The organism is Neisseria animalis (assembly GCF_900636515.1).
GTDB lineage: Bacteria > Pseudomonadota > Gammaproteobacteria > Burkholderiales > Neisseriaceae > Neisseria > Neisseria animalis.
Genome location: NZ_LR134287.1, coordinates 1,287,958 through 1,314,878 on the forward strand (window position 1 = coordinate 1,287,958; position 26,921 = coordinate 1,314,878).

Sequence of the window (26,921 nt, forward strand, 5' to 3'; positions counted from 1 at the left end):
CCGTATGATTTATTTTTAAAACGAATAATTCAAATTAAAGCCATAATTCGTGTCGGCCGTTTGAAAGTATGCAGGCTTATGCAACGGCTTGGCAGCAAAAACATCGTAATACAGATTACCTCCGCTGTTGAATTGCCCTTTGAATCCCACCGCACCGCCGGTCAGACGCTGCCCCGGCAAGTATTGTGCGGAATGACCGGAGACACGGCCGGTGTCGATACCGATGTAGGCGCGATGGTTTTGAGCATACTGCCATGACACATCATTACGCCAATACCGGCCGCGTTCTGCAGATAAAGTCGTTTCGCCGTCAAAACCGCGAACGGTATAGCGGTTGCCGATGGAAAGTTTGTCCAGCGGGGTGAGGGGCGTTTTGTTCCATTGGACATGAAAGCGGGTGTCGTAGGCAAATTGCTGTTTGCCCACTTGGAAGGGCATATTGAAAGCTACATCGGCAGTGATGATTTTCATGCGCGACGTGCCTTCGCCGAAGACTTCTTCCGGTGCGGACAGGCTGTTGTTGCGACCGGTACCGCGTTTGTAATTGGCCGACAAATCCAAAGTCGCTTTGCCGATGTATTCCTTATGGTTGATGCCTGCCGACCAACCGGCGGTTTTACGGCGCTGTACTTCGATTTCGGTGTCATCGATAAAACTCTGGGTTTCCCGCTGCCACAGTTTGGCATGGAGATGGGTTTTACGTTTGGCATCACGATAAAGCAAACGACTGACGCCGATATCGCTCGTCCGACTCTTGCCGTTATAGTCATACACTTCGCTCACACCGGCCACCGCCTGATGATAGCGGTAATAGTTGTGATTCCAAGACCACAGCCATTTGCCGAACGGAACGGAATAATGAAATGCATAACCTGCCGTACTGCTGCCCCTGTGTTTGCCGTCTGCATCCGTATAAGACGCTTTATGCCCCAAATCACGGCTGACCGAGGCATAAAACATATCACTCAAACCCAAAGGATTATCGGCAGAGAACACTGCCGAACCCTGATACTTACCGGTAGCCTTGCTGCCCGAATCATCGGCAGACAAAGTGATGCGGTAGGGCAGCAAACGCTGTTGCCAAACCACCTTCACATCGCTTTCAGACGGCTTTGCACCCGGCTCGATGCGAATATCTGCTTCTACCGTGGGAAGCCGTTTTAAGTTTTCCAATCCCTGCTCCAAATCGCGCAGGTTCAGAATATCGCCGTTTTTAAGTGGAAATTCGTTTTGAAATGCCGCAATCCGCCCCGCATGGGCAGCTTCGTCATGATTGCGGTCGATATGCAGCGAACGGATGCGCCCGGGCAATACCGTCAATTCTAAAATACCGCTGTTCAAATCCTGCGGCGCCGCCAAAATACGGGTGGTGGTATAACCGCGCCCGATAACGGCATTTTGCACTAAAGTCATGATGCGGTTGATGCCTTGTGCACCTATGCACATACCGGGCTGAAAACCGGATTGTTTGAGTGATTTTTTAAGGGCAAATTGGAAAGTTTCGGCAGAATCGCCAATAAGGGTAACGGATTGGACAGGAAAGCAGTGAGACTCGGAATCGGAAAGAGAGAAAGACTCGGGAGAAATTGCAGACGGCCTTTCCAAATGCACATCTCTTCGCGGCCTGATTTGCTGCTGCAATTCTTGTTGGCGCAACTGGTCTTGCCGGATGCGGGAGGCTTGGGGAACATCTACTGCAAATAATAATGCGGGCCATGCCGATAAAACCAATAACATATTGGCTTTATTGAAAATTTGATGATTATTCATATAGCGGGCAGTATGCGGATAAGCCGAATAGAATGTATCGATATGCTACCGTATTTAATATAAATCATGCAAGTATTTGTTAATTTTTATTATAAAATGAAATCGTATCCAAACCATTACAGATTTTACGAAATAACCGGAAATGGTGTTATGACTATTAAAAAATGGGGACTGCACACCGGATTCTATCGGGAAAGTGCGGACGATAATTTTCATGTATAATAATTTAACATAATATACATTATGCGAACTATGAAAATTACCGCTTATTTCTGAACCAATGCTTGCGCTCAACCCACGGCGGCGGATAACGCCGGACTTTCTCATTTGGCTTAAACGCAGCTTTTTCTGCAACGTCTCCGCCTCGTCTCCTGATACGCTCAAACTCCAATTCTCTAACAATAACAATCGCTTATATACTCAGTTCGCGGGAAATGTCTAAGATAAATTCTATCGGCAGCCGCAGCCGGTTCTTGCGGTATTGGCTGATTCTGGTCGGCTCAATCCTCCATCTTTGCGATAACGCATAATCAGACACTAAACCTAAGCGGCCTTTCATCAAGTCCAAATATTCCGACTGGTTCGCCATAAAATCAAAGCCTTACTTCAATGGTAAGGCTTTATTTTACAATAAGGAGCGTATGCTCTCTATTTGAGCATAGATCCCACGACAACCAGAATTATCATCATATCAGTAATCATAATTTGTCTTGATTTTATTTAAAATCAAATATTTATATTACATTCCTTGTACATCGATAATCCAAACTTCCGATTGCGATCCCAAGCGCATGGGTATGCCCCAAAAGCCGTAGCCCGATGTTACAAAATAATGGCCGTTGCCGATTGCTTCGTAGCCGTAAGCCAAACGGTTCAACGCCCGTACAATCAGATTTGCCGGGGCAACCTGTCCGTTGTGGACGTGGCCGGATACTTGTATGTCAATGGGCAAATGCTGATGCAAATGAATATCGTTGGGGCGGTGATCCATCAATAACACCGGAAGTCTGGTATTTTGTCCGATTAACAACTGCTCGGTTGTCGGGCGTAGAAAATCCAAATCGTCATTGCGTCCGACCAGCAGCAAGCCGTTGGTTTCCAAGGCTTCATTTTCCAAAACACGGATGCCTGCTTTTTCCAACTCTTCCTTAATCTGCCGCTCCGAACCGAATAAATCATGGTTGCCCAAAGTCGCATAAACGCCTAACGGTGCATTCAGCTTTTGCAAATGAGGCTGCATATTTTGGGAACGGTATGCAATGACGTTATCGTCCATCAAATCGCCGGGCAGCAAAATGATATCGACTGCTTCCTGCTTCATGATGTCGGCCAGCTTATCCAACTGATTTGCACCAAACCATTCTCCCAAATGGGTATCGCTGGCCAAGCCGATACGCAACGGTTTTCCCATTTTTTTATTGATGCTCACCACTTGATGATGCACCACCGGTACATAAGCGTTATATACCGACAAAACCATCAAGCCGATAAAAAACAATGGCGCAAATACACGCAAACTGCGGGAAAGCGGCGGTTTGTCCATAATCTTACGCAACATCAGATACAGCAAGAATGTTGCCAAAGCCGCATACATAACGTACAGCAAAACCACCATCCACATAGCCATCATGCGGAACAACAGCACTTTCATTTCCAGATAGCCGGTCATTTGTAAAACCACTCCTAGCAAAATCGCATTGGTCAGCACATAGGCCAGAACCATCAGCAAGCTGCGCCCTCTTTTTCCAACCAAAGGCGCAAACAGCCATTGCAGTGATTTTCCCAAACCAAAAGTAAATACTTGCAATAAAATCAATATTAAAATGAAAATACCCAAACGCATAAAATCTTCCAATTCGAACCAGCGGCGGATTTTAACACATTCAAACAGCCTTAAAGACCGCACCGAAGCAAGCAAGTGTAAAGTCTGCCATATCCATGCCGTCTGCAAATCCTGCCGTACATTTAGAGACAAACAATTATGTTGTTTGCTTACGGCTGTACCCTGCCCGCTCAGACATGAAATCCGCTATAATCCTTTTGTCGATTCAACTGAGAACACACCGAAGGAATTGCAATGAACACGCCGCAAACTGCCATTATTCCGGATCACTGTAAAGCAGGTATTTTTATTGAAGCCGATATTCTGTCAGGGCAAACAGAAGCAGTAAAAACCGCCTGTCGCACCGTATTGTCGGCGCTGCAAACCTTACAAACGCAATACCCCGACGAATCGCTGGGTTTGTCCGTCGCTTTCGGCAGCGACTTCTGGCACACACTCGGACACAGCAATGAAGGTAAAGAAATCAAGCCGTTCCGCGCATTGGGCAACGGCCTTGCGCCGGCTACCCAACATGATTTGATGATTCATATCCAAGCCATGCGTCAGGACTTAGCCTTTGCACTGGCCAAATCCGTACTCAACGCATTCGGCGGCAGCATCAGCGTTCAAAGCGAAACCCACGGTATGCGCCTGCTGGAAAACCGCGGTACAGACGGCTTTGTTGACGGTACGGAAAACCCCCAAGGCGATGAGAATGTCCGCAATGTTGCCATTATTGGGGAAAACTGTCCTGATGCAGGCGGCAGCTATGTTTTACTGCAAAAATACCGGCACGATTTGAACAAGTGGAACAGCCATGCAATTTCCGAACAAGAATCCGATATCGGGCGCAGCAAGGTTGAAAATGAAGAGTTCGAGGGAGATGCCCTCTTGGCAGATTCGCATCTCGGACGTGTCAACCTGAAAGAAAACGGCGTGGGCTTGAAAATCGTCCGCCGCAGCCTGCCCTACGGCACAATCAGCGGCGAAAACGGCCTGATGTTTATCGCCTATTGTCATACCCTGCATAATATTGAGGCACAACTTTTAAGTATGTTTGGTGAAACAGACGGCCAAACCGACCGCCTGCTTGCCCACCTTTCCACCGCAGTATCCGGTGCGTATTACTATGTGCCGTCGGTTGAGCGGCTGCAAAATTTATAGTCATTTAAAATAAAAATGATACAGCGTTGCTTTGCCTTGCCGTACTATGTGTACTGTCTGCGGCTTCGCTGCCTTGTCTCATTCTTATTTTATTCGACTATATAAATATGCCCTGCATGAGAATAAAGGCCGTCTGCAAAATCGTAATTTGCAGACGGCCTTTGAGTATATAACACACATTATTTCGTTGCTTAGCCATTCAGTGCAGAATGATTCAGCGTTGCCACACCTTGCTCAAAAAAAGGAACTTGACCAAGCTGCCCAAGCAGCAAACCCGCCGATTCCTACTGTTTGCGGTTCTGCTGCCTTACTTCACTCCGGGGTATCCGACTATAGTCGAATAAAATAAGAATGAGACAAGGCAGCGAAGCCGCAGACAGTACACATAGTACGGCAAGGCAAAGCAACGCTGTATCATTTTTATTTTAAATGACTATATATCGTGTACTGTAATATAGGATCCCGTCCGAACGCGCTGCCAAATGCAGACGGCATAGGAAATGATACCCCATCATTCTTTCATAAACTGCTGTTTCAACACGCGTTTCAACACTTTTCCGGTTGCATTGCGCGGTAATTCGTCTTTCAGATGAATTTCCTTCGGCACTTTGAAATTGGCCAAATGGCGGCGCAGATGGGCGCGAATTTCGGTTTCTTTGATACTCATGTTCTCTTTGAGCTGAACAAAAGCAACAATTTCCTCATCGGCGTATTGGTCGGGAACACCGATGACGGCAGCGGCTTCAACGGCTTCGATTTTATACAGCTCTTCTTCGATTTCGCGCGGATAGACGTTTTGACCTTTGGAGATAATCAAATCTTTCTTGCGGTCAACGATAAAGATAAAGCCGTCCGAATCGATTGTTACCAAATCGCCGGTTTTCAGCCAGCCGTTGACGATGGTTTCACCGGTTGCCTCCGGCATATTCAGATAGCCCTGCATTACGGCATCGCATTTGACGATGAGTTCGCCTACTTCGCCCAACGGCACTTCTACCAATTCTTCATCTACGGCTTTCACCTGATAACCCGGCAGCGGCAGGCCGACGCTGCCGACTTTTTGTTTTTCCAAGCGGTTGACGGCAACCACCGGCGAGCATTCGCTCAAGCCGTAACCTTCCAGCAACTCGGCAGACGGGAATTTGGCTTTAAAATCCGCAATCGTCTGCGCCGCCAACGGTGCGCCGCCGCTGATGAAGATACGCAGGCGGTTGAACCAGCGGAAATACCACGGAATTTTTGCCTTGCCCATCGCCGTATAAATCGCAGGCACGCCCAAAAATACCGTTGCACGCTTCAACAAAGCCTGTTTGAGTACGTTGGAAAACGGAAAAACGGATTTCACCAAAATCATCGAACCGGCAGCAAACACCGGCAGCAACACCATCGCCGTCAGCGTGAAGCTGTGGAACATCGGCAAAAACACCATAAAGCGGTCTTTTTTGCGTACATGAAATACTTCGTGTGCGCCCGCCATATTGGAAAACAGGTTTTTATAGCTGATGAGCGCGCCTTTGGGGTGGCCGGTCGTACCCGAAGTGTAGATGATGTGTGCCAAACTGTCGATTTGCGGTTGGCGCGACAAATCAGGCTCTTCCGTAAACGCCAGTGCATCGGCAAAGCTCAGGTGGCGGTCGGTCGATTGCTCCGTACCGCCGATCCAAATCACTTTTTCCAAACGGGTTTTCTTTTTCAAGCCCTTCAATTCTTTAGACAAACCAATCGATGCAAACATCACTTTGGCTTGGCAGTCGTTCAGAATATATTCGAATTCTTCGTGTTTCAGAAACGTATTGACAGGAACAGCCACCGCGCCGATGGCAGTAATGGCGAAATAGCTGATGATAAATTCTGGCGAATTGGATACCACCATCGCCACTTTGTCGCCGTATTTGACATCAATGCTCTGCAAATACGCCGCCACCGCTTCGGCTTTGCGTTTTAATTCGCGGTAGCTGATTTTTTCCTTGTCGTGATAAACGACAACCCCGCGCCCGTTTTGATTGCAGGCGGCACTCAACATTTCATAAAAGTTTTGGTATGGGTAGTTCATGGCAACAACATTATTTTTAAAAATGGCTTCAGCTTCTCGGATAAGCTGAAAATAAGGTGGTATTGTACATGATTTGCCGATGAAGTTCAGGCTATATATCCCGCGCCCGCACATCAAACGCCTGCCGCAGCCCCTCGCCTATCATCACCAGCAAAAGCAGCATCAGCGTCAGCGTACCGACTGCGGAAAGTCCGATCCACCACGCATCGAGATTGTCTTTGCCCTGTGCGAGCAATTCGCCCAGGCTGGCTTGCGAGGCCGGTACGCCCAGCCCTAAAAAGTCCAGACTGGTCAATGCCAAAACGGCACCGGAAATGCGGAAGGGCAAAAAAGCCAAAACGGGCGTGAGGCTGTTGGGCAGAATATGCCGCCACATGATGCGGCCGTCTGAAACGCCCATGCTTTTGGCGGCGGCGACATAATCGGCCTGACGGTTTTTCAAAAACTCGGCACGCACATAGTCCGACAGCCCCATCCAGCCGAACAGCGACAGCAACACCAGCAGCACCAGCAAACCCGGGTTGAAAAACGATGACAGGATAATCAACAGATACAGCTCGGGCAGCCCGCCCCAGATTTCCAAAAACCGCTGCATCAGCAAATCGACTTTGCCGCCGAAATAGCCCTGCACCGCGCCCGCCAGCACGCCGATGACGGTGGTGGCGAAAGTCAGTGCCAGCGCAAACAATAAAGAATCACGGAAACCGTATACCAGCCGCGCCAACACGTCGCGCCCGCGGTCGTCCGTACCCAGCCAATGGTTTGCAGACGGCCTCGCGGGGTCGGGCAGCGTATCGAATTCGTTAATCGTATCGGCGGCGTAGGGATTGGGCGGATAAACGGCGCGGTTGCCGTTTTCGGTGATGTTGCGGCGGATAAGCGGATCGAAATAATCGGCGGGCGTGTCGAAATCGCCGCCGAACACGGTTTCGTGGTAAGTATGCAGCGCGGGAAAATAATGGCTGCCCTGATATTGAATCCACAACGGCTTATCGTTGCTCCACACCGGCGCGAGCAGCGATACGGCAAACAATACCGCCAACAGGCGCAATGCCGCCCAGCCGCGCTTGTGCCGCTTAAAGGCTTGCCAAGTGGAATGAGAAGAAAGGTTTTTGCTCATAACTTTTAGTAAGGCCGTCTGCAAACGCAGGCTGAATGCCCAACCCGACATTTGAAAATATTCGATTTTACAATATTCAAACAGTCTGTTTGTTCACCGGGCGTATTAGATTGAAAGCCTCTGTTGCAGTGCGTACAAAGTACCCCGCAACACCCGCTGCATCAAGCCGTCTGCAATATCCGGCCATCTGAATCGTTGGCAGCCTGCCGTTCGGATAGGGTTACGGCAGATAGCGCCGTCTGTTTCGTTACATTCGGGGTAATCGGTTCTGATTTGTTGAAATAGCGCAGCACCAAAAAATCATGCAGCTTCTGCCTGTCGGTGGGATTTTGCAACAAATGCCAGAGTTCGGCATCTATTTCCGCGTACTCAACAGCCTGCGCCAGAGCATTCAGCCCTTTCATTTTATTTTTATTCTCAAACTCGCCCTCAAAGCCCTTGCGGACTTTTATCCGCCAAAACGGCTCAGCCTTCATATGGTAAAACGGCATAGCCAGATTCATTTTGTGGGCGGTGCGTACATACGAATGCCACATTCTTTCAAAAAACACAGCCAAATCAGGAGTCAGAGCAATCTGCCGATTTTGCAGACGGCCTGCCGCCGCCATTTCCATCACCGCCAGCAACAAAACCGGCTTATGCGGAGCTTCGCCGAGCGTAGGACTTTTCGCGCAATTCAACCGGTCGAAATATATTTCATATTGCCGCAAAGCGTTCATCATTTCCCCTCGAAATGTATCCGCGGATCGACCCATGAATACGAAATATCCGACAGCAGTTTCGCCAGCAGGCCCATCAGCGTGAACACATACAGCGTCCCCATCACCACCGGATAATCGCGCTTCATCACCGCCTCATACGAAAGCAGCCCCAAGCCGTCGAGCGAAAACAGCGTTTCAATCAAGAGGCTGCCGGTGAAAAACGCGCCGATAAACGCGGCGGGAAAGCCGGTAATCAGCGGAATCATCGCGTTGCGGAAAATATGTTTCAGCAGAATCTGCCGCTCCGGCAAGCCCTTGGCACGGGCGGTGTAAACATACTGGCGGCGGATTTCTTCGAGAAACACATTTTTGGTCAACACCGTCATCACCGCCAGATTGCCCGCCACCGAAGCGGTAACCGGCAAGGCCATGTGCCACAGATAATCCTTGATTTTGCCCGCCCATGAGAGCTGTTCGAAATCGTCGCCCACCAAGCCGCCCTGCGGAAACCACGCAAAAAAGCTGCCGCCGCCGAACAACACCAGCAGCACCAGCCCCAATACAAACGGCGGAACGGTATAACCCACCAAAACCACCATGCCCGTTACCGCATCGAAACGGCTGCCGTCTTTCACCGCTTTGGCGATTCCCAGCGGAATGCAGATTAAATAAGTCAGGAAAAACGTCCACAGCCCCAAACTCATGGAAACGGGCATTTTTTCTTTAACCAATTCAAACACGGTTTGATGGTGGAAAAAACTCTCGCCCAAATCAAAACGGGCAAACCGCACCACCATATCGGTAAAACGCTCAAGCGCGGGCTTGTCGAAACCGTAGAGCGCGTTTAACGCCGCCATATCTTCGGCACTGAGCCGGCCGTGTTTCAACATCGTACCGCCTCCGCCCGCCGTCTCGCCGCCCACCCCGCTTTGCGTGAGCTGCTGCACCATCTGTTCCACCGGCCCGCCGGGTACGAATTGGATAATGGCAAAAGTTACCGCCAAAATTCCGAGCAGCGTCGGGATAAGCAGCAGCAGGCGGTGGAAGATGTAACGCCACATTTGGTTTTACCTTTGTTTTTGCAAAAAAGGCCGTCTGCAAATCTAGGGGGCATCTTTGCCCACTGCGTTGCCTTTTTAATTTAACGGGTTATCTTAAAGGTGGATTCCCTTTTGCCGCAAGATACCCACCCCGCGCATATTGCAAACCGATGGTATATCCGTCGAACAAAAGACACTTCACTTATACCCACCTGACGCACTTTATCTGAAATCAGTCATTCAGTCCTCCCACCCCATCAACACCTCCATCTCCCTGTCCAAACCCTTCAAAGCAAACTCAACCACAACTTTATCAACCTCTTTCACATACTCAATAACCTGCAAATGATTGCGGAGAGCTTCGTACTGACGCTCAAATGCCTGCAACTTGAGTTTCAGGTCTGAGGTGTTGGGTGTGGGGACTGGGGCTTGGTTGTTGTTGCCTGAGACCGCCTGATTGTGGTCGCCTGTTACAGTAAGGGCTTGTTGGGAGAAATTTTTTTGGGTTTCTGCTAGAGATTTCTCGGCTTGCTCCCTTAAACGTTCAGCACGAAGGGGGTAAGAGCAGGCAGTACAGCCGTGTTTGGTTTTTAACATACTATGGAAAAAAGATAGAGTTTGCTCCCCGTGTTCAGGACAAATAAAGGAAACCGGACGATTTACACCTTCGAAGGAAGTAAGAATCAAGCCTTTATCAGGAAACTTTGCATCTACTTGGGCTTGAGCTTCTTCTAGGGTTAGACGGCGAGGCATAGCTGTCTCCTTAGATATCAAACGATATTAAATCAATCAAATTGCAGACGGCATTTGCTGTGTTACTCCAACGCCTCTTTCAATTTTTTCTCAATCAAATCCGAGTCAAACGATTTGGCAATCAGCTCGAAACGCGAATCGCGCCGCCAGGAAACTTGGTTGGCACCCCATTGGCCGTCCACCCAGTTGAGCCATACCCAAGTACTGAGCACTTGAAACACGCCTTTGGCGCGCACGAGGCCTTCGGTCATTTTCGGCAGGTCGTTGAAGAATTTGGTCAGGCGTTCGCCGTCGAAATCTTGTCCGGCGGGGAAGGTGAAGCCTTCGGATTGGAAGCCCATGCTGTTATCGGGCAGGGCTTCGGTTTTGAGGCGGTAGCGCGGTTTTTCAATCACCGGAATGTCCAACCATTGAATATCGAGCTGCGCGTTTTGCACTTCCACCACTTTGGCTTTGGGCGGAAACAATTTCGCCGCTTTGTCGTGGAATTCCGCCATCACTTCGGGGGTACACAAATCGGTTTTGCTCGCCACCAAAACGTCGCATACGCCGATTTGGTCTTTATACAAGGCCTGCTGCGCGTAATCGGGGCTGACAAACTGGCGCGGATCGACCACGGTAAACACGGCGGCGATTTCCAGTTCATCGGAGAGCGGTTTGACTTTCAATTCGTCAATCACGCTGGCGGCGTGGGCAAGGCCGCTGGCTTCAATCATCAGGCGGTCGGGCTTGGCATCACGCAGCATTTTCTGCACGGTGTTGCCCAACTGGGGGCCGGCGGTGCAGCAGAGGCAGCCGCCGGCAATTTCCGCCACGGGAATGCCGTTGTCGCTCAATACTGCGCCGTCAATGCCGATTTCGCCGAATTCGTTGACGATAATCACCCATTTTTCGTTCGGGTCTTTTTGCGCCATCAGGCTTTTGAGGGCGGTGGTTTTACCCGTGCCCAAAAAGCCGGAAATCAGGTGGACTTTGGTTTTCTTTACTGACATTTTCTGCACACTCCGGTTAAAACGACATGTTCTTCTTTCAAGGCGAATCCGCTCTCGGCCACGCCTGCGCGCAAAGCCGTCCATTCTTGGCTCAAAGTCTGCTCGTCAACCGCACCGCATTCGGTGCACACCAAGATAAATGCGCTGTGGTGCGCTTCCCCTTCGCCGTGTCGGCGGCAATGTTCCGAACAGTCGTGCTGGGCGTGGCTGCACAACACATAGCCGTTGACCGCCGCCACTTTGTGCAAAACGCCCTGCTCCGCCCAAAAGTCCAATGCGCGGTAGGCGGTGGGCGGGGCAACCACGCCTTCGCTCTGCTGCTGCATCTGCGATAAAACGTGATAGGCTTTGATGACGCCGGTTTGCTGCAATACGATGTCCAGCACCTGCTCGCGCAGCGCGGTGACCTGCGCGCCTCCCGCGCGGGCTTGCTCGAGAATTTTTTGTTTGGTGTTATTCATATCAAATTGGAATTTCAGACGGCATGAGAGACAAATCCGCTATATTATAACGTGTTTGCCGCATTCTTGCCGTTTGAAAACGGTGCGTTGCCGTGCGGTGCCCAATCAATAAGTTCTACGCCTCTGTGCCGGCAATTTTTACACCAAAATCCGACAAGAGCAAATGAGAAACATTCCCTTTTAGTGGGCAAGAGTGATAATTTGTGCTATAAAAGCCGTCTGCAAAATGATAGGGAAACCGAAAATGGATGCACTCACCCTGCTGACCACCCGCCGTTCTTCCAAAAAACTGACCGCCCCCGCTCCCAATGCGGAGCAAATCGAAGCCATGCTGCAAGCGGCTACGCAAGTACCCGATCACGGCAATATGCGCCCGTTCCGCTTTACCGTTATCGAAAGCGAAGCCGGTTTGCAGCACTTCCGCTCTTTATTGTGCCAAACAGTCAGCGAAATGAATTTTGGCGATGAAGCCATGCAAAAAGCCGAAAAAGTCGGCAATATGTCCCCTCTCGTTATCGGAGTAACCTTCAGCCCGAACCGTGAAGTCCCCAAGCCCAAACCCGAATGGGAACAAATGCTCACTGCGGGTTGCGCCGCTTACGCGCTGCAACTGGCGGCCAATGCACAAGGTTTCGATAATGTTTGGATCAGCGGAATGTGGGTCAACAGCCCGCTGCTGCGCCAAGCCTTCGATTGCGCCGATAAAGACAAAATCATCGGATTGATGATGATCGGTTCGCCCACCGAAACAACCGGTGGCAGCAAAAATACCGATTTGTCAGCATTTGTCAGCCGTTGGTAACATCAAACCGCTTGGCAAGCAATATAATGCCGTCTGCAAAACAAACCGACACACATAAATAAATATCCCACCATGACCATTACCCCGATTAAAGCCTTCAATGATAATTACATCTGGATCGTGCAAAGCGGCAACCAAGCAGCGTGTATCGATCCCGGAGAACATGAGCCGGTATTGGCGTTTCTTATCCACAACCGCCTGATGTTGGCGCAAACATGGATTACCCACCACCACCACGACCATTGCGGCGGCATCCTTCCGTTGAAACGCGTATATATGTCTTCACCGGTTTACGGCGCAAGCGACATCGAAGAAGCAACGCATACCGTTGAAGCCGGCAACCAATTTTCATTCGGCGACGGATTGGTAACCGTTTGGGCGACACCCGGCCATACCGCACATCATGTCAGCTATCTGCTGGAAAATGCAGACGGCCTGCACGTTTTTTGCGGCGACACCGTATTCAGCGCAGGTTGCGGGCGGGTTTTTACCGGCACGGTCGAAGAGCTGTTTGACAGTTTCAACCGCCTGAACCAACTGCCGGAAAGCACGCTGTTTTATCCCGCCCACGAATATACTGCCTCCAACCTGCGTTTTGCCGCGCATATCGAGCCGGACAATGCTGATATTCAAACCGCATTAAACGCCGCTCTTCAGCAAGATGCGCCGACCCTGCCGGTTACCTTGGCGCATGAACGCGCGGTGAATCCTTTTTTCCGTGTCGGGCTGCCGCAAGTTTGGTCAAGAGCGGAAACCTTGTGCGGCAGAAAGCTGCATAGCGAATTGGAAGTATTCGCCGCGCTGCGGGAGCTGAAAAACACATTTTAAACAAACCTAACACTCGTTACTTTATTTGTTTAAATTTCAACAAACTACCCGAAGAAGCTAAAAAAGTGTAAAAAAATGCTTGCCGGATTGGGCATATTTTGGTTTAATAGCGACTTCCCAAGGGTGATTAGCTCAGTTGGTAGAGCGTCTGCCTTACAAGCAGAATGTCGGCGGTTCGACTCCGTCATCACCCACCAGTTTTACTTTTAGCTGTAAGCCGGCTAAGTTTAATTTCTTCATTTTTTAGTTTTCCTTTCGTTGTTGGTTGAACAACAATGCGCGGTGGTAGCTCAGTTGGTTAGAGTACCGGCCTGTCACGCCGGGGGTCGCGGGTTCGAGCCCCGTCCGCCGCGCCACTTTTTACAAAGCATCGGTTTCCGGTGCTTTTCTTTTTTCCGTTTTTCTCCTTTGGCATCTCTCTATACCTCCCTTCCTATCAGGTTATGAATTTTCTGTAAAAACAAACAGATAATAAATTCATTTCCCTTATTTCCTACTGCTCCGCTTTGTTATTGCTATAATCTGCTGTCTTTTAAAAGAACAATCCTTCAAAGGCAGAAAAATGTCTATTTCTTTCACCTTACCCGATACCCGCCCCTACCCCGAAACGCCTGTTAAAAACAATCTGCTGCTGAATGCTTCCAGCCTTGCCCACACCTCCTCTGCCGCGCAACGCAAACTGGCTGCAGAATCCTTGCAAACCGAAATTCGGGGGATGTTGCAGCAAAACTACTATCTCGGTTTTTCGGTTGCCATGAGCATGGCTGCCGATTCGGAGAGTTACCGTGTCTTGCTCGACAGCCTCAATCAGGTATTGAATGCTGAAAATGATGATGAAATCCAATGGTTTGCCATGCCGCTGGTTTTGGTAGCCGGTTGCAACCAAGCCCAAAGCATGAGCTTGACCGCTCCCGTTGCTGCATTAAATGCTTGTTTTGAAAACTATCCCCACCTGCGCGCCCTCAATCAGGCTTCGTGGCTGCCGTTTTTGGTTTCTTCTACCGAATTGAGCGACATCAACGCAGGCCAATGGTTTCAAGCCAAGCAAAATTTGGAAGCCGCGCAACAATTTGCCGCGGGCTTCAAGCCGTCTGAATTATCACTGCCAAGCGGCCAGTCGGTACACGTTGTTTTTGCACTGGGCTACGGCGACAGCAAAACTCAAGCCGCGCTGGGACAAAACCTGCTCAAGGCCGGCCTGCCGCTGATGCAGTTGTGGCAGGAAGCCCTGAATACAGACGGCGTTACCCTGTTTGTCAATCCGCTTTCTCCTACCACGCCGCTGCGGGCATTAACCGAAGGCAGCCATATGCGCCAACGCATGGCGATGGACGTATTTTCCACCAATGCCATCCGCGCCATCAGGCTGCAAAGTCCCCGTGTCGGTGTGGCTGCCGCCGCACAACAGGGCGGAAAACTGCTGTTCAGCTTCAATGCGACCGACAGCGCATTCGAGCTGGCGCCGCAAGTGTTCAACTGGGTATTGTCGCCCACCGACAATATTGCCGTTATCCAGCAAAACTTTTTGGATTTGATGGCGGAATGCCGTGTCGAACACCTTTACATGCTGAAAGAAGCATTACCCGAACACGCCGATGCGCCCACTTACGCACAAGCCTTAAAAGCAGACGGCTTTAATCCGTTTTTCAGCAACGGGGCCGTCTGCAAATGAAGCATTATCACATCTTATTTGTCTGCCTCGGCAACATCTGCCGCTCTCCGATGGCAGAATGTGTTTTGCGCCATCTTGCCTCCGAAGCCGGTGTCGGTCAGCGCATCATAGTAGAGAGTGCCGGCACTTCCGGCTGGCACGACGGTGAGAATATGCACGCCGGCACCCGTAAAATCCTGACGAAACACGGCATCAGCCATCTTGGTTTTACCAGCAGCAAAGTGAAGAGCAGCGATATCGAACATTTTGATTTCATCATCGCGATGGACGACAGCAATCTGAACGATTTGGAACGTCTGTTCGGAAAACATCCCGACAAGCTGTTCAAACTTACCGACCTGATTCCCGAAAGCGGCTACTCGTCCGTGCCGGATCCATGGTACACCGGCGACTTTGCGGAAACCTTCCGTCTCGTGGAGGCAGGCAGCTCCGCCTTGTTGAAAAAACTGGAACTCGTTTGAGCTTAAGCATAAAAAGCCGTCTGAATCAGCATTTGCAGACGGCTTTTTATGCTGTTTGCCCGATGCCCCGCACCCGAATACAAATCAATAGTTCATCAATATAACCATTTGATTTAACAAAATATATTTTATCCAAATCCGCATAGTCGAAATCATCACAAACATCATTGCCCGGCATCATGACTTCCCCTCACTGTTATATCTGCCGATTAAATCCATACCCTGTTGCATTTTACGGGTATAATGAAGACTGGTAGTTTTACTCTAATATCATTTTCAAACACGGTTCACTATGGAAAAGATTTGGCTTCAAAGCTATGAAGCGGGCGTTGCCCACGAAATTGACGTTACCCGTTATCAGTCGATTAACGATGTTTTCGAGCAAAGTACCCGAAAATTTTCGGATAAACCTGCCTTCCAAAACATGGGCAAAATATTGACTTATGCGGAAACCGACCGTCTCTCTACCCAGTTTGCCTCTTATCTGCAAAATGTTTTAAAACTGCCGCGCGGCGAGCGCGTTGCCATCATGATGCCCAACCTGCTGCAATACCCCGTTGCCTTGTTCGGCATTTTGAAAGCCGGTCTGATTATCGTTAATACCAATCCGCTCTACACCCCGCGGGAGTTGGAACACCAATTAAAAGACAGCGGTGCGACCACCATCATCGTTTTGGAAAACTTCGCCAATACGCTGGAATTGGTGTTGCCGCGTACCGACATTCAAAACGTCATCGTCGCTTCGGTTGGCGAAATGTTCGGCGCAATCAAAGGCAACTTAATCAACTTTGTATTGCGGAAAGTCAAAAAAATGGTACCCGAATACCGCATTCCGCATGCCATCACTTTTCAGGCGGCATTAAAACAAGGTGCGGCACATACCTTCAAAACCGTTTCCGTTACCCGTGAAGATACCGCATTCATTCAATATACCGGCGGCACCACCGGTGTCGCAAAAGGTGCGGTATTGAGCCACGGCAACATCTGCGCCAATATGATGCAGGGACACGAATGGATTAAGCAAAAATTAAAAGAAGGCGAAGAAACCGTTATCGCTGCCCTGCCCCTGTATCATGTCTTTGCCCTAACCATCAACCTGATGATTTTCTCCAGCATCGGTTCGAAAATCGTGTTGATTACCAACCCGCGCGACATGAAATCATTTATCGCCGACATGAAAAAAGAGCGCGTCAGCGTATTTGTCGGCGTCAATACTTTGTTCAACGGTCTGGTCAACCGCCCTGATTTTGCCGAAATCGACTTTTCCGGCTTGAAACTTTCATTTGGCGGCGGCATGGCCACCCAAAGAGCCGTAGCCGAAAAATGGAAAAAACTGACCGGCACGCCGATTGTCGAAGCCTACGGCCTCACGGAAGCCAGCCCCGGCGTTTGCGCCAACCCCTTGAATATCCCCGCCTATACCGGCTCTATCGGCCTGCCTGTCTGCTCGACCGAAGTCCAGCTCCGAAATGCAGACGGCACGGAAGTTCCCCAAGGGCAGCCGGGCGAAATGTGGGTACGGGGGCCGCAAGTCATGAAAGGCTACTGGAACCGTCCTGAAGAAACGGCCAAAGTTATCGACAAAGACGGCTGGCTGGAAACCGGCGATATTGCAGTCGTAGATGAAAAAGGCTGGTTTAAACTGGTTGACCGCAAAAAAGACCTGATTGTGGTTTCCGGCTTCAATGTTTACCCGAACGAAGTCGAAGAAGTCATCGCACACCACGACAAAGTTCTTGAAGTGGCCTGTATCGGTATTCCGAGCGAAAAAACCGGCGAAGCAATTAAAGTTTTCGTCGTCAAAAAAGATTCTTCGCTTACCGAGGAAGAACTCATCGCTTTCTGCCGGACAGAACTGACCGCATACAAAGTACCCCGCAATATCGAATTCCGCGAGGAACTGCCCAAATCCAACGTAGGCAAAATCCTGCGCCGCGAGCTGCGGGACGAAAACAAAAACTGATTCGTGCGGGTTTGATTCCTTCTCTATGCCGTCTGCAAAATCCGCAATTTGCAGACGGCATTTTGCCGATTTGCAACAATTCCGTTTCCCGTTTGCCAGCCGCGCTGCTTCACGGTAAAATCACATATTCCAACATGGGTAGCACATCATGACTAAATTTATTTTCGTAACCGGCGGCGTCGTATCTTCACTGGGCAAAGGTATCGCCGCCGCTTCTATTGCCACCATTCTCGAATCACGCGGCTTGAAAGTAACCATGCTCAAGCTCGATCCCTATATCAACGTCGATCCCGGAACGATGAGCCCGTTTCAACACGGAGAAGTATTCGTTACCGATGACGGCGCGGAAACCGATCTCGACTTGGGCCACTACGAGCGTTTCATCAACTCCACGATGAACAAGCGTAACAGCTTTTCCGCCGGCCAAGTCTATGAAAACGTAATCGCCAAAGAACGTCGTGGCGACTATTTGGGCGGAACGGTACAAGTCATTCCCCATATTACAGACGAAATCAAACGCCGCATTCATGATGGCGCGGCCGGTTATGATGTAGCCATTGTCGAAATCGGCGGTACAGTCGGCGACATCGAATCGCTGCCGTTTCTGGAGGCCATCCGCCAAATGCGCAGCCAACTCGGCCGCAACAATACTTTATTTGCCCACCTGAGCTACGTTCCCTATATTGCTGCCGCCGGCGAAATCAAAACCAAACCTACCCAGCATTCCGTTAAAGAAATGCGCAGCATCGGCATTCAGCCCGACATTCTCATCTGCCGCATGGACCGCATCATGCCGGAAGACGAACGCCGCAAAATCGCACTTTTCTGTAATGTGGAAGAGCGTGCGGTAGTCGGCAGTTACGATGCCGACAGCATTTACCAAATTCCCGAAATGCTGCACAACCAAGGCATAGACAGCATCATTACCGAGCAGCTGCAACTAAACGTACAGCAGGCGGATTTGACCGAATGGAAAAAAATCGTTCATGCGATTCAAAATCCGAAACACACCGCCAAGATTGCCATGGTAGGCAAATACGTTGATTTGACCGAATCCTACAAATCGCTGATTGAAGCATTGAAACACGCCGGTATCCATACCGAAACCGATGTACAGATTACCTTTGTCGACAGCGAAGCCATCGAGAAAAACAACGGCGATGTTTCCATGCTGCAGGATATGGATGCCATTCTGGTTCCCGGCGGCTTCGGCTCGCGCGGTGTAGAAGGCAAAATCGCAGCCGTCCGTTATGCGCGCGAAAACAATGTTCCCTATTTGGGCATCTGCCTCGGCATGCAAATCGCCTTAATCGAATACGCCCGCAATATGGCCGGCTTGGAAGGCGCAACTTCTACCGAATTCGATCTGAAAACCAAATATCCGGTAATCGGTTTGATTGACGAATGGCAAACTGCAGACGGCAATGTAGAAACGCGTGACGAAAATGCCGACTTGGGCGGTACCATGCGTTTGGGCGCACAAGAAGTCGATTTAAAAGCAGGCAGCCTTGCCGCGAAAATCTACGGCAGCGAACGCATCCGCGAACGCCACCGCCACCGCTATGAAGTCAACAACAACTTCCTGCCGCAACTCGAATCCGCAGGCTTGGTCATCGGCGGTGTTTCCGCAGGCCGCGAGCGTTTGGTCGAAACCATCGAACTGCCCGATCACCCGTGGTTCTTTGCCTGCCAATTCCACCCGGAATTTACCTCCAACCCGCGTAAAGGCCATCCGCTCTTTACTTCCTTCGTCAAAGCGGCTTTGAGTAATAAGAAGGCTTAATACTGATTGGTCATAAAAAATACCTCCCGACAAGGGAGGTATTTTCGCTATTTCTTTTCTCTTGTTGCAAAGCCGGTTCCGGCTCATGGCTGTTGATTCCAATTTCAATCATGTTAGAATAATTCTATAGTCGAATAAAATAAGAATGAGACAAGGCAGCGAAGCCGCAGACAGTACACATAGTACGGCAAGGCAAAGCAACGCTGTATCATTCTTATTTTAAATGACTATACACAGTATTTGAGCGGCTGTTACCAATGGGCAACGGGTCGCCCTCCTGCTTGGCACAGGACGCGGTTTATGCCGGTTCGAGTCCGGCCGCCGCTCAAATACTCCCATTCAATATCAAATACTCCCATTCAATAACTGATGGCTGCCTTTATCGTGCAGCGTATTCAGGTAAAACATCATTTAGGCAGTTTGGCAAGGTTACGTTGATTTTATGGCTTTTACGTCATATTTTGATAAATCAATATCCACTAAAGCCCAAATCATACCTTGAAAATCCGGGTTATTGGCGTGGTCGGATACTATTTTGGCGAGTGGAATTTCTTCGCCATCGTCTGAAATGCCGTCCAAATGCAGATATATCGCTTCGCACGAGCTTTTGATGGCATCATCAATGCTATCACCAGCACTAAAACATCCCGGCAAATCAGGAACAATCACCCCAAAGCATTCGCTTGGAGTGCTAGGAGGTTCAATGGCGATTGAGTAGTACATAATTTTCTCCTTACATAAGCTGGATTATTTCAATTCAGCCGAAAAAATCCGGTTGCCGGTTTTGCCTCATAAACCGCGCAGCAACAACGTATCACTTTACCTTAAAAGGCCGTATCAGTAAAACGCCTGAAACGGCTCATACACCGGCCACCACCCTTCTTCAGCCGACTGATTACAATCGGTACGGAAATTTGCAACCGCCAAACAATGTTGACCGGAAACATCGGCCAGTACCGGCCAATGGCGGCGGACGGCAGGCAAAACGTGTGCTTCCTGCAAAATTTTGCCGACGGTTTTACTGCCGTATGCTTGGGCAATATGATCTCCTGTATGAAACGTCCGAATCATACCCTGCTGATGAAGCGCTGCTTCGGATAAACCGTTCGGGTGCGGTTTCAAGACAAAACCTGCCGTCTGCAAAATGGTTTGCAGACGGCCTTTCAACGGTTTTTCCGTCCACGGAAGCCGATGTTCCCACCCCTTAGGCAACAGCCGCAAGCGGTTTCGGTAGGCATAAATATCTGCTTGCGGCAAACGCCATTCGCCTTGCTCTGCCTGCAGCAGTACCCTTTCCATCTCATGAACAACGGCTTGAGGTGCGGTAACATCATGACTGCGTAAAAAGTGCAGCAACACATGGCGACGGCGCAAATCATCTGATGCCCGCCATTTGGCTATATCGAAAAAACCATCGGAGCATATATCTTGATAATCTGCTTCGATTACCTGATCCAATAATGCTAAATCCTGCTGCAACGACCGGATATTGGCTAAAATATGCCGTTGCACCGAAGGTATCCGCAACTGCCAGTGAGGAAGCACCTCATTGCGAAACCAGTTTCGCAAAAAGCGGTTGTCCGCATTGCTTTCATCTTCTACATAATCCAGCCCTTGCTCTTCAGCATAAGCCGCCAAATCGCAACGGCCAAATTCCAACAGAGGCCGCCAAATTCTCGTTTGGCTGTTCAGATTCCGCCAAACCGGCATGGCGGCCAATCCGCGTAATCCGCCACCGCGTACGGCAGCCAGCAAAAAGGTTTCCGCCTGATCGTCCTGATGGTGTGCCAAGGCGACAATATCGCTCAGGCCGTCTGCAAATACACGGTAACGCTGCTTTCTGGCGGCGGCTTCGATGCCTGAGCCGTCTTGCTCGATTTGTATGCGTACTACCCGCAGCGGAATATTCAAGCGGCTGCATAAGTTTTGGCAAAACCCTGCCCATATATCGGCGTTCTCACTCAAACCGTGATGAACATGAACCGCACGCAAATCAAAACGGTGTTGCCGTGCAGCCCGCGCCAACAAATGCAATAATACGACTGAATCCAAACCGCCGCTCAAACCGACTTCAATGCGGGAAAAGTCCTCAAGCTTGGGAAAACCGCGCATAAATTGTTCAAACAAATCCATTGTCGCTTTCAAATCATTTCAAAATATCCGCCAAACGTCTTTCGGAACAAACGCTCTGACACCACCGCATCATGCAGAATGCAATCAGGCAGCAAACCGCAAACAGTACGGAGCGGAGAGCCTGCTGCTTCGACCGTTCAGCCAAATGCCCTCTTGGAGCAAGGCGCGGCAGTTTGGCATCATTCTGTGTGAAAAGGCGATACAGCCGAAATTTCCATGTATCCTGAAAATGTACGCAGATAACCATTTTGCAGACGGCCTTTTGCTGTGTTTTCAGGCATTTTCTATAAAAAACAAGCAGGCTTAAGCCTGCTTGCTGCAATGGTAACGGTTATTTTTCCGTAAATTTTCCGTATGCCATAATACGGTCGAAACGGCGGTCCAGCAGATCTGCCATCGGCAAGGCTTGCGCTTCGTACAGTTGTGCTTCCAATACGGTTTTCACGCTGCTCATTACCGCTTCGTAATTGCGGTGTGCACCGCCCAGCGGTTCATCAATAACACGGTCGATCAGATTCAGCTCTTTCAAGCGTTGCGCGGTAATGCCCAAAGCCTGTGCGGCATCGGCGGCTTTTTCGGCGGTTTTCCATAAAATCGACGCGCAACCTTCCGGAGAAATAACCGAATAAGTAGAATATTGCAACATATTGACATAATCGCCGACAGCAATCGCCAGCGCGCCGCCGGAACCGCCTTCGCCGATAATGGTACACAATACCGGCACGCGCAGACGGGTTAATTCATACAAATTGCGGCCGATGGCTTCGGATTGGCCGCGCTCTTCCGCGCCAATGCCCGGATACGCGCCCGGGGTATCGACAAAAGTCATCACCGGCAGACCGAATTTTTCCGCCGTCTGCATCAGGCGCAGGGCTTTGCGGTAGCCTTCGGGGCGCGGCATGCCGAAGTTGCGGCGGATTTTTTCTTTGGTATCCCGACCTTTCTGATGGCCGATAACCACTACGCTTTGGCCGTTGAAACGTGCCAAGCCGCCGACAACGGCATAGTCGTCCGCATAATGGCGGTCGCCGTGCAGCTCTTCAAAATCGGTAAACAGCGCATCGATGTAATCCAGCGTGTAAGGACGCTGCGGGTGGCGCGAGACCTGTGAAATTTGGGCAGGTGTCAGCTTGCTGAAAATGGATTTGGTCAGATCATTGCTTTTCTTTTGCAGGCGGGCAATTTCATCGGAAATATCCACTGCCGACTCACCCTGTACAAACCGCAGCTCGTCAATTTTATTGGTAAGCTCGGCAATCGGTTGTTCAAAGTCCAAAAAAACAGGTTTCATAAAATGAAGCTCTCACTACTGGGATTTTGATTCTGTATCATCATACGCTAATCAGGCATTTTTAGCAGCATTTCGTGCAAAAAATATCTGCATTGTTGCCGGAAACGCCATCATATCTGCCTGCCTGAAAAATAGTGCAGATACACTAAAAATACAGCAACGCCGTATCTTATGCTAAACTCGGCTTGAGTTCAATCTTTTCCACCGGCTTATGAAAAACGACCACGACAACGGCGCAATGCGTTTGGACAAATGGCTTTGGGCGGCACGTTTTTTCAAAACACGCGCGCTGGCACAAAAACACATCGAATTGGGACGTGTCCAAGTTAACGGCAGCAAAGTGAAAAACAGTAAAAACATCAGCGCCGGCGATACCATTGATTTGACGCTCAATTCCCTGCCCTACAAAATCAAGGTGCTGGCACTCAACCACCAGCGCCGTCCCGCGCCGGAAGCACGTTTGCTCTATGAAGAAGACATGAAAACCGCTGCCGAACGCGAGGCGCAGAAGCTGCTCGATCAAGCCAGCCGCATTACCGCTGCTTACCCCGACGGCCGCCCGACCAAACGCGACCGCCGCCAACTCGACAAGGTCAAGCGCGACAGTTGGCTGTAAACATACTTTTTATGCCGTCTGCAATTTACCGTTGCCATCGGTGTGGGAACGGTAATTTTTAGAGACGGTATTTTTCAGCAAACAAACCGTCTGTTCTTCAACATCTGCCACATAACGGCTTGATTTGCTGATTTTGCAGACGGCATATCAAGCATTCAGGCCGTCTGCAAATACGCCGTCAGTCTGTTATAAATAAAACAGGCAGGAATGCCTGCCTGTTTGATGATGTCGCCAATCTTAGAATTTATATTCTAATTGACCACGCACGACATTTACGTCCAATTTCTCAGCACCGACCGGCGTAACCTGTTTGCCGTGCAGATAGAAACCGCTCAATTTCCAGTTTTTCCACGGAATATAGGCGGCAGCAAGCTGTACGCCCTGTACGTTTTTGCTGTAATCTTCAATAGAGGATACGCCCGAAAGCGCACCGACACGGCGGTAGTTTACGGCAACATGGTAGGAATTGCGCTGATTCCAATCGGCCAGTTTGTAACGTAATTCCGTAAACAAACCGTCATTTTTGATTTTCACGCCGTTGTCGTTATATGCCTTGATATTGGATTTACTGCCGGCAATCATCCAACGCCAATCATCGTTCAGTTTTACATCCATGCCCAATTCGCCGAACAGCGCGTCTTTCGCATTCATGCGTACCGTTTGGTCGGCGAAGTCGTACATATCCAAATCTTTCATGTAGCTTACGGTTGCGCCGACATTGATGCGGTCATTGACCGGATACATGGATTGCAGGGTAACGAATTTTTTACGGCGTCCGCCGATGCCTTCGTCTTTACCGTTGATGCCGCTGCCCCACACATTACCGTTCAAACCGCCTGTACGTCTGCCTGCGGTCAGCTTGGTCGGCAGGATTTTATTGTCCCAAAACAATTCGCCGCCGGTTACTTCCGTATCCCATACGCGGCCGTATGACGAGAGCGCGCCGAATTTGCCCAAACGTGCTTTCAACGAGCCGGCGTTGCCGCCAAAGTCATAAACCGTACCTTCACCGTAGAGTTTGACCATCGGAATATCGTGGTCGCCGCGGAATTTGCCGGTTTCCAAATCAATATTCGGTTCGATTTGGGTAACCAATTTCCAATCTTTGTAGAGTTTGGCGCGCAACCAGAGGTTCATGTTAAATTCGCTGTGCGTATTGTCTTTCGGCTGGGTTTCTGCATAGCTGGCGGCCGTATCTTCACTGTCGATGCGCACGCGGAACTCGCCGTTTACCGTAACCAAATCATTAAAAATGCTGATTTTGTCTTCGTCTTTACGGATAATGCTGCCGAAATTGGTGTTGCTGTCGGTAGTCGCCAATGCTGCGGCATCACGGCTGCCGCCTGCTGTTTCCGCCCATGCGGCAGCAGGTACGGCCACCAGCGCGGCGCAAACTAACGCTAAATTTTTGCGGACTTTCATGTTTCTCTCCGATTCGGGTAGTGTTAACAGTATCTCCCGCCACACGGCAGGCAACCCGTATGGCGGTTTTATATTATTTCGATAACATCTGATTGAAATAAATAATTAAATTTCGTAATCAAATGATTTGGAATGCTATTGATTTTGTTGAAATTCGTCAAGAAAAATTTACATTTACCGATATTTTCTCCGCTATTGTTGACCGTAATCAAATAAAAGGCCGTCTGCAAATCAGACGGCCTGACGATACATCTTGTTTCACTTCTGTTCTTTGAGAAACGATTGTTCAATCTTCCCGAAATACAGCCTCCAACATTTCTTTCAGCGCGGTTTGGCGTTTTTTGCGGGTATGGACTGCCGCAACCAGCTCGCTCTGCCCGCCCCAAAACACAAAGCGGTTGCGGGCGCGGGTAATGCCGGTGTACAACAGGGCATTGTTCAAGCCGGCAAGCGCGTCGCCCTCTGCTTCCGATTCCGTGTTTTGCGGTACGCTCGGCGGCAACAGCCAGACTTCTCGATATTCCGAACCTTGGCTCTTGTGTACCGTCATGGCGAATGCGGTTTCAAATTCGGGCAAACGGCTGATGGCCACTTCTTTAAAGCCGTCTGCAATCGGAAAATAGGCGGCCAAGGTATCCTGCTGTTTTGCAGACGGCATAATCAAACCAATATCGCCGTTAAATAAATCCAGCGTGTAATCGTTGCGGGAAATCATGATGATTTGTCCGGCAAAATAAGGCAAAACACCGTTGGCACGCGCCTGCCGCCGCAAATAATCGGTATATGCCTGATTGAATGCTTCCGCATCCTGCCGCCATGCCGTCAGTACTACCACATCGGCGGCGTGTCCGTAAGCCAACGCGACATCTCCTTTATCCACGGCCTGCCAATAGGCTTCATGCAGGCCGTAGAGCTTGACTGCCTGCTGCCCGAAGGTTCCCGAGCCGAGTTCCAAATCATCGGGAAAGCGCGCAAACTGTGCCCAAGCCTCTTCAGCCTCTCCCGCCAACACCGCCCTTGCCAGACAGCCGATACCGCTGTCGGCTCCAAAACGGTGGCTGACGCTCAAATGCGCGGTATTTTTTGACAACGGCGGCGCGTCTTCGCTGACGGTAAAACCGTGTTGCGGAAGATAACCGCTCAATTCCTGATGGGTTTTGCCGTCCAAGATCGTGGGTTGCACCAATGCCGACAATACTGCCCCCACTCCTACCGACGGCAGTTGGTAAGGGTCACCGAGAAAAATGACCCGGCAGCCGTCCGGCAGCGCACGCAGCAGTTGCAACAGCAGGGAAATATCCAACATGGAGGCTTCGTCAACCACTAAAATATCCAACGGCAACGGCGAATGTTTATCAAACGCGGGCAGCATTTGCGGTGGGCGCAGTTTCAGCAAACGGTGTACGGTTTGCCCTTCCAACTGCTGCAAGTGCCGTTTGATGCCGTCTGCAAGGGCGAAGCCGTCCAAAGCGCGGTGCAGGGCTTTTGCCATGTGGGCTGCTGCTTTTCCCGTGGGTGCGGCCAATGAAATCCGGGGCAGAGAGCTTCGGCTGTTGGCACAAATCAAGCCCAGCAGCTTGGCAACGGTGGTGGTTTTGCCCGTACCCGGTCCGCCGGTAATCAACATAAACGGCTGGAGCAATGCCAAGGCCGCCGCGTCCCGCTGCCCGTTGCTGCCTGCACTGCCGAACCAGTCTGCCAAATTCTGTGCGGCCTGCAACCAATCCACCGCCTCGGTTTCTGCCGTAGCCAATCGCTTGATTTCTTTTGCCAAATCATGCTCAAGCTGCCACAGCCGCCCTAAAAACAGCCTCCGCCCTTGAAGCACCAAAGGCGTATTGCCGCTGCCGCCGACAATTTTCCCGGCCTGTTGCAATTCGGCTGCTTGCGCGTCATTCAAGCGGATAAACGAATGTCCGTTTTGCAACGCGCCAAACAGTTGTTCTATATAGGGTTGCACGATTTTTGCCTCTTCGGGCGCAAATCGTGATAAAAACACCGTAGTAGCAAATGCAGCAGAATGATTCAAATCGGAAACGGGGGTTGGAGTCATATCAATATCCGTTCGGGCGGT

22 protein-coding genes and 2 tRNA genes are annotated in these 26,921 nt (G+C 50.1%); 10 read left to right on the forward strand and 14 right to left on the reverse strand.

Annotation, left to right across the window (positions count from 1 at the left end; translation table 11 throughout):
* Window positions 1–15: 15 nt before the first annotated feature.
* Both EL111_RS06035 and EL111_RS06040 read right to left on the reverse strand, forming a co-directional pair.
* A complete protein-coding gene (locus EL111_RS06035) occupies window positions 16–1,770 on the reverse strand; it encodes a ShlB/FhaC/HecB family hemolysin secretion/activation protein (RefSeq protein WP_197717745.1) in 1,755 nt (584 codons plus the stop codon).
* A 739-nt stretch (window positions 1,771–2,509) separates the two neighbouring features.
* A complete protein-coding gene (locus EL111_RS06040) occupies window positions 2,510–3,613 on the reverse strand; it encodes a metallophosphoesterase (RefSeq protein ID WP_123795450.1) in 1,104 nt (367 codons plus the stop codon).
* Between the two features lie 234 nt (window positions 3,614–3,847).
* Between EL111_RS06040 and EL111_RS06045 the strand changes: the two genes are divergently transcribed.
* Window positions 3,848–4,756 (forward strand): Dyp-type peroxidase, encoded by a 909-nt coding sequence (locus EL111_RS06045; protein ID WP_123795315.1) that lies wholly within the window; start codon window positions 3,848–3,850, stop codon window positions 4,754–4,756.
* Between the two features lie 511 nt (window positions 4,757–5,267).
* Here the strand turns inward: EL111_RS06045 and EL111_RS06055 are convergent.
* The 7 genes from EL111_RS06055 to EL111_RS06085 all read right to left on the reverse strand — a co-directional run bounded on the left by EL111_RS06055 (window position 5,268) and on the right by EL111_RS06085 (window position 11,876).
* Window positions 5,268–6,809 carry a fatty acid--CoA ligase gene (locus EL111_RS06055; protein WP_123795316.1) on the reverse strand — a complete coding sequence of 514 codons (1,542 nt, stop codon included), beginning with the start codon at window positions 6,807–6,809 and terminating at the stop codon, window positions 5,268–5,270.
* A 91-nt stretch (window positions 6,810–6,900) separates the two neighbouring features.
* On the reverse strand, window positions 6,901–7,929 hold the full coding sequence (locus tag EL111_RS06060; protein ID WP_123795451.1) for an ABC transporter permease: 1,029 nt from the start codon (window positions 7,927–7,929) through the stop codon (window positions 6,901–6,903).
* A 161-nt stretch (window positions 7,930–8,090) separates the two neighbouring features.
* A complete protein-coding gene (locus EL111_RS06065) occupies window positions 8,091–8,651 on the reverse strand; it encodes a phosphorothioated DNA-binding restriction endonuclease family protein (protein ID WP_123795317.1) in 561 nt (186 codons plus the stop codon).
* A complete protein-coding gene (locus EL111_RS06070) occupies window positions 8,648–9,691 on the reverse strand; it encodes an ABC transporter permease subunit (protein WP_123795318.1) in 1,044 nt (347 codons plus the stop codon). The genes EL111_RS06065 and EL111_RS06070 overlap by 4 nt, the downstream gene beginning before the upstream one ends.
* A 219-nt stretch (window positions 9,692–9,910) precedes the next feature.
* The gene (locus tag EL111_RS06075; RefSeq protein WP_123795319.1) at window positions 9,911–10,423 is read right to left on the reverse strand and encodes a DUF723 domain-containing protein; all 513 of its coding nucleotides are present in this window, start codon (window positions 10,421–10,423) and stop codon (window positions 9,911–9,913) included.
* Window positions 10,424–10,485: 62 nt separating this feature from the next.
* A complete protein-coding gene (locus EL111_RS06080; RefSeq protein WP_123795320.1) occupies window positions 10,486–11,415 on the reverse strand; it encodes a CobW family GTP-binding protein in 930 nt (309 codons plus the stop codon).
* Entirely contained in the window at window positions 11,406–11,876 is a 471-nt protein-coding gene (locus tag EL111_RS06085; protein ID WP_123795321.1) for a Fur family transcriptional regulator, read from the reverse strand. The genes EL111_RS06080 and EL111_RS06085 overlap by 10 nt, the downstream gene beginning before the upstream one ends.
* A 244-nt stretch (window positions 11,877–12,120) precedes the next feature.
* Between EL111_RS06085 and EL111_RS06090 the strand changes: the two genes are divergently transcribed.
* The 8 genes from EL111_RS06090 to pyrG all read left to right on the forward strand — a co-directional run bounded on the left by EL111_RS06090 (window position 12,121) and on the right by pyrG (window position 19,385).
* A complete protein-coding gene (locus EL111_RS06090) occupies window positions 12,121–12,678 on the forward strand; it encodes a nitroreductase family protein (RefSeq protein WP_123795322.1) in 558 nt (185 codons plus the stop codon).
* A gap of 72 nt (window positions 12,679–12,750) precedes the next feature.
* Window positions 12,751–13,506 carry a hydroxyacylglutathione hydrolase gene (gene gloB, locus EL111_RS06095; protein ID WP_123795323.1) on the forward strand — a complete coding sequence of 252 codons (756 nt, stop codon included), beginning with the start codon at window positions 12,751–12,753 and terminating at the stop codon, window positions 13,504–13,506.
* A gap of 121 nt (window positions 13,507–13,627) precedes the next feature.
* A tRNA-Val gene (locus EL111_RS06100) sits at window positions 13,628–13,703 on the forward strand.
* Between the two features lie 82 nt (window positions 13,704–13,785).
* Window positions 13,786–13,862, forward strand: a tRNA-Asp gene (locus EL111_RS06105).
* Window positions 13,863–14,068: 206 nt separating this feature from the next.
* Window positions 14,069–15,178 carry a conjugal transfer protein gene (locus tag EL111_RS06110; protein WP_123795324.1) on the forward strand — a complete coding sequence of 370 codons (1,110 nt, stop codon included), beginning with the start codon at window positions 14,069–14,071 and terminating at the stop codon, window positions 15,176–15,178.
* Window positions 15,175–15,639 carry a low molecular weight protein-tyrosine-phosphatase gene (locus tag EL111_RS06115; protein WP_123795325.1) on the forward strand — a complete coding sequence of 155 codons (465 nt, stop codon included), beginning with the start codon at window positions 15,175–15,177 and terminating at the stop codon, window positions 15,637–15,639. Before EL111_RS06110 ends, EL111_RS06115 begins: the two co-directional genes overlap by 4 nt.
* Window positions 15,640–15,931: 292 nt before the next feature.
* Complete coding sequence (locus EL111_RS06120) at window positions 15,932–17,602, forward strand: AMP-binding protein (protein ID WP_123795326.1); 1,671 nt, start codon at window positions 15,932–15,934, stop codon at window positions 17,600–17,602.
* Window positions 17,603–17,750: 148 nt separating this feature from the next.
* Complete coding sequence (gene pyrG / locus EL111_RS06125) at window positions 17,751–19,385, forward strand: CTP synthase (protein ID WP_123795327.1); 1,635 nt, start codon at window positions 17,751–17,753, stop codon at window positions 19,383–19,385.
* A gap of 429 nt (window positions 19,386–19,814) precedes the next feature.
* Here pyrG and EL111_RS06130 read toward each other — a convergent pair whose 3' ends face one another.
* From EL111_RS06130 to EL111_RS06140, 3 genes are all read right to left on the reverse strand, one after another.
* Window positions 19,815–20,108, reverse strand: coding sequence for a type II toxin-antitoxin system HicB family antitoxin (locus EL111_RS06130; RefSeq protein WP_197717746.1), 294 nt, complete (start codon window positions 20,106–20,108; stop codon window positions 19,815–19,817).
* A 114-nt stretch (window positions 20,109–20,222) separates the two neighbouring features.
* Complete coding sequence (gene tilS / locus EL111_RS06135; protein WP_123795328.1) at window positions 20,223–21,518, reverse strand: tRNA lysidine(34) synthetase TilS; 1,296 nt, start codon at window positions 21,516–21,518, stop codon at window positions 20,223–20,225.
* A 331-nt stretch (window positions 21,519–21,849) separates the two neighbouring features.
* On the reverse strand, window positions 21,850–22,809 hold the full coding sequence (locus EL111_RS06140; protein WP_123795329.1) for an acetyl-CoA carboxylase carboxyltransferase subunit alpha: 960 nt from the start codon (window positions 22,807–22,809) through the stop codon (window positions 21,850–21,852).
* 211 nt (window positions 22,810–23,020) lie between these two features.
* Here EL111_RS06140 and EL111_RS06145 point away from each other — a divergent pair, with 211 nt between their 5' ends.
* Window positions 23,021–23,425 (forward strand): RNA-binding S4 domain-containing protein, encoded by a 405-nt coding sequence (locus tag EL111_RS06145; protein ID WP_123795330.1) that lies wholly within the window; start codon window positions 23,021–23,023, stop codon window positions 23,423–23,425.
* Between the two features lie 237 nt (window positions 23,426–23,662).
* On the opposite strand, the gene EL111_RS06150 is transcribed toward EL111_RS06145, so the two are convergent.
* Window positions 23,663–24,847 (reverse strand): hypothetical protein, encoded by a 1,185-nt coding sequence (locus EL111_RS06150; RefSeq protein ID WP_123795331.1) that lies wholly within the window; start codon window positions 24,845–24,847, stop codon window positions 23,663–23,665.
* Window positions 24,848–25,133: 286 nt separating this feature from the next.
* Entirely contained in the window at window positions 25,134–26,900 is a 1,767-nt protein-coding gene (recD, locus tag EL111_RS06155; RefSeq protein WP_123795332.1) for an exodeoxyribonuclease V subunit alpha, read from the reverse strand.
* Window positions 26,901–26,921: the final 21 nt, after the last annotated feature.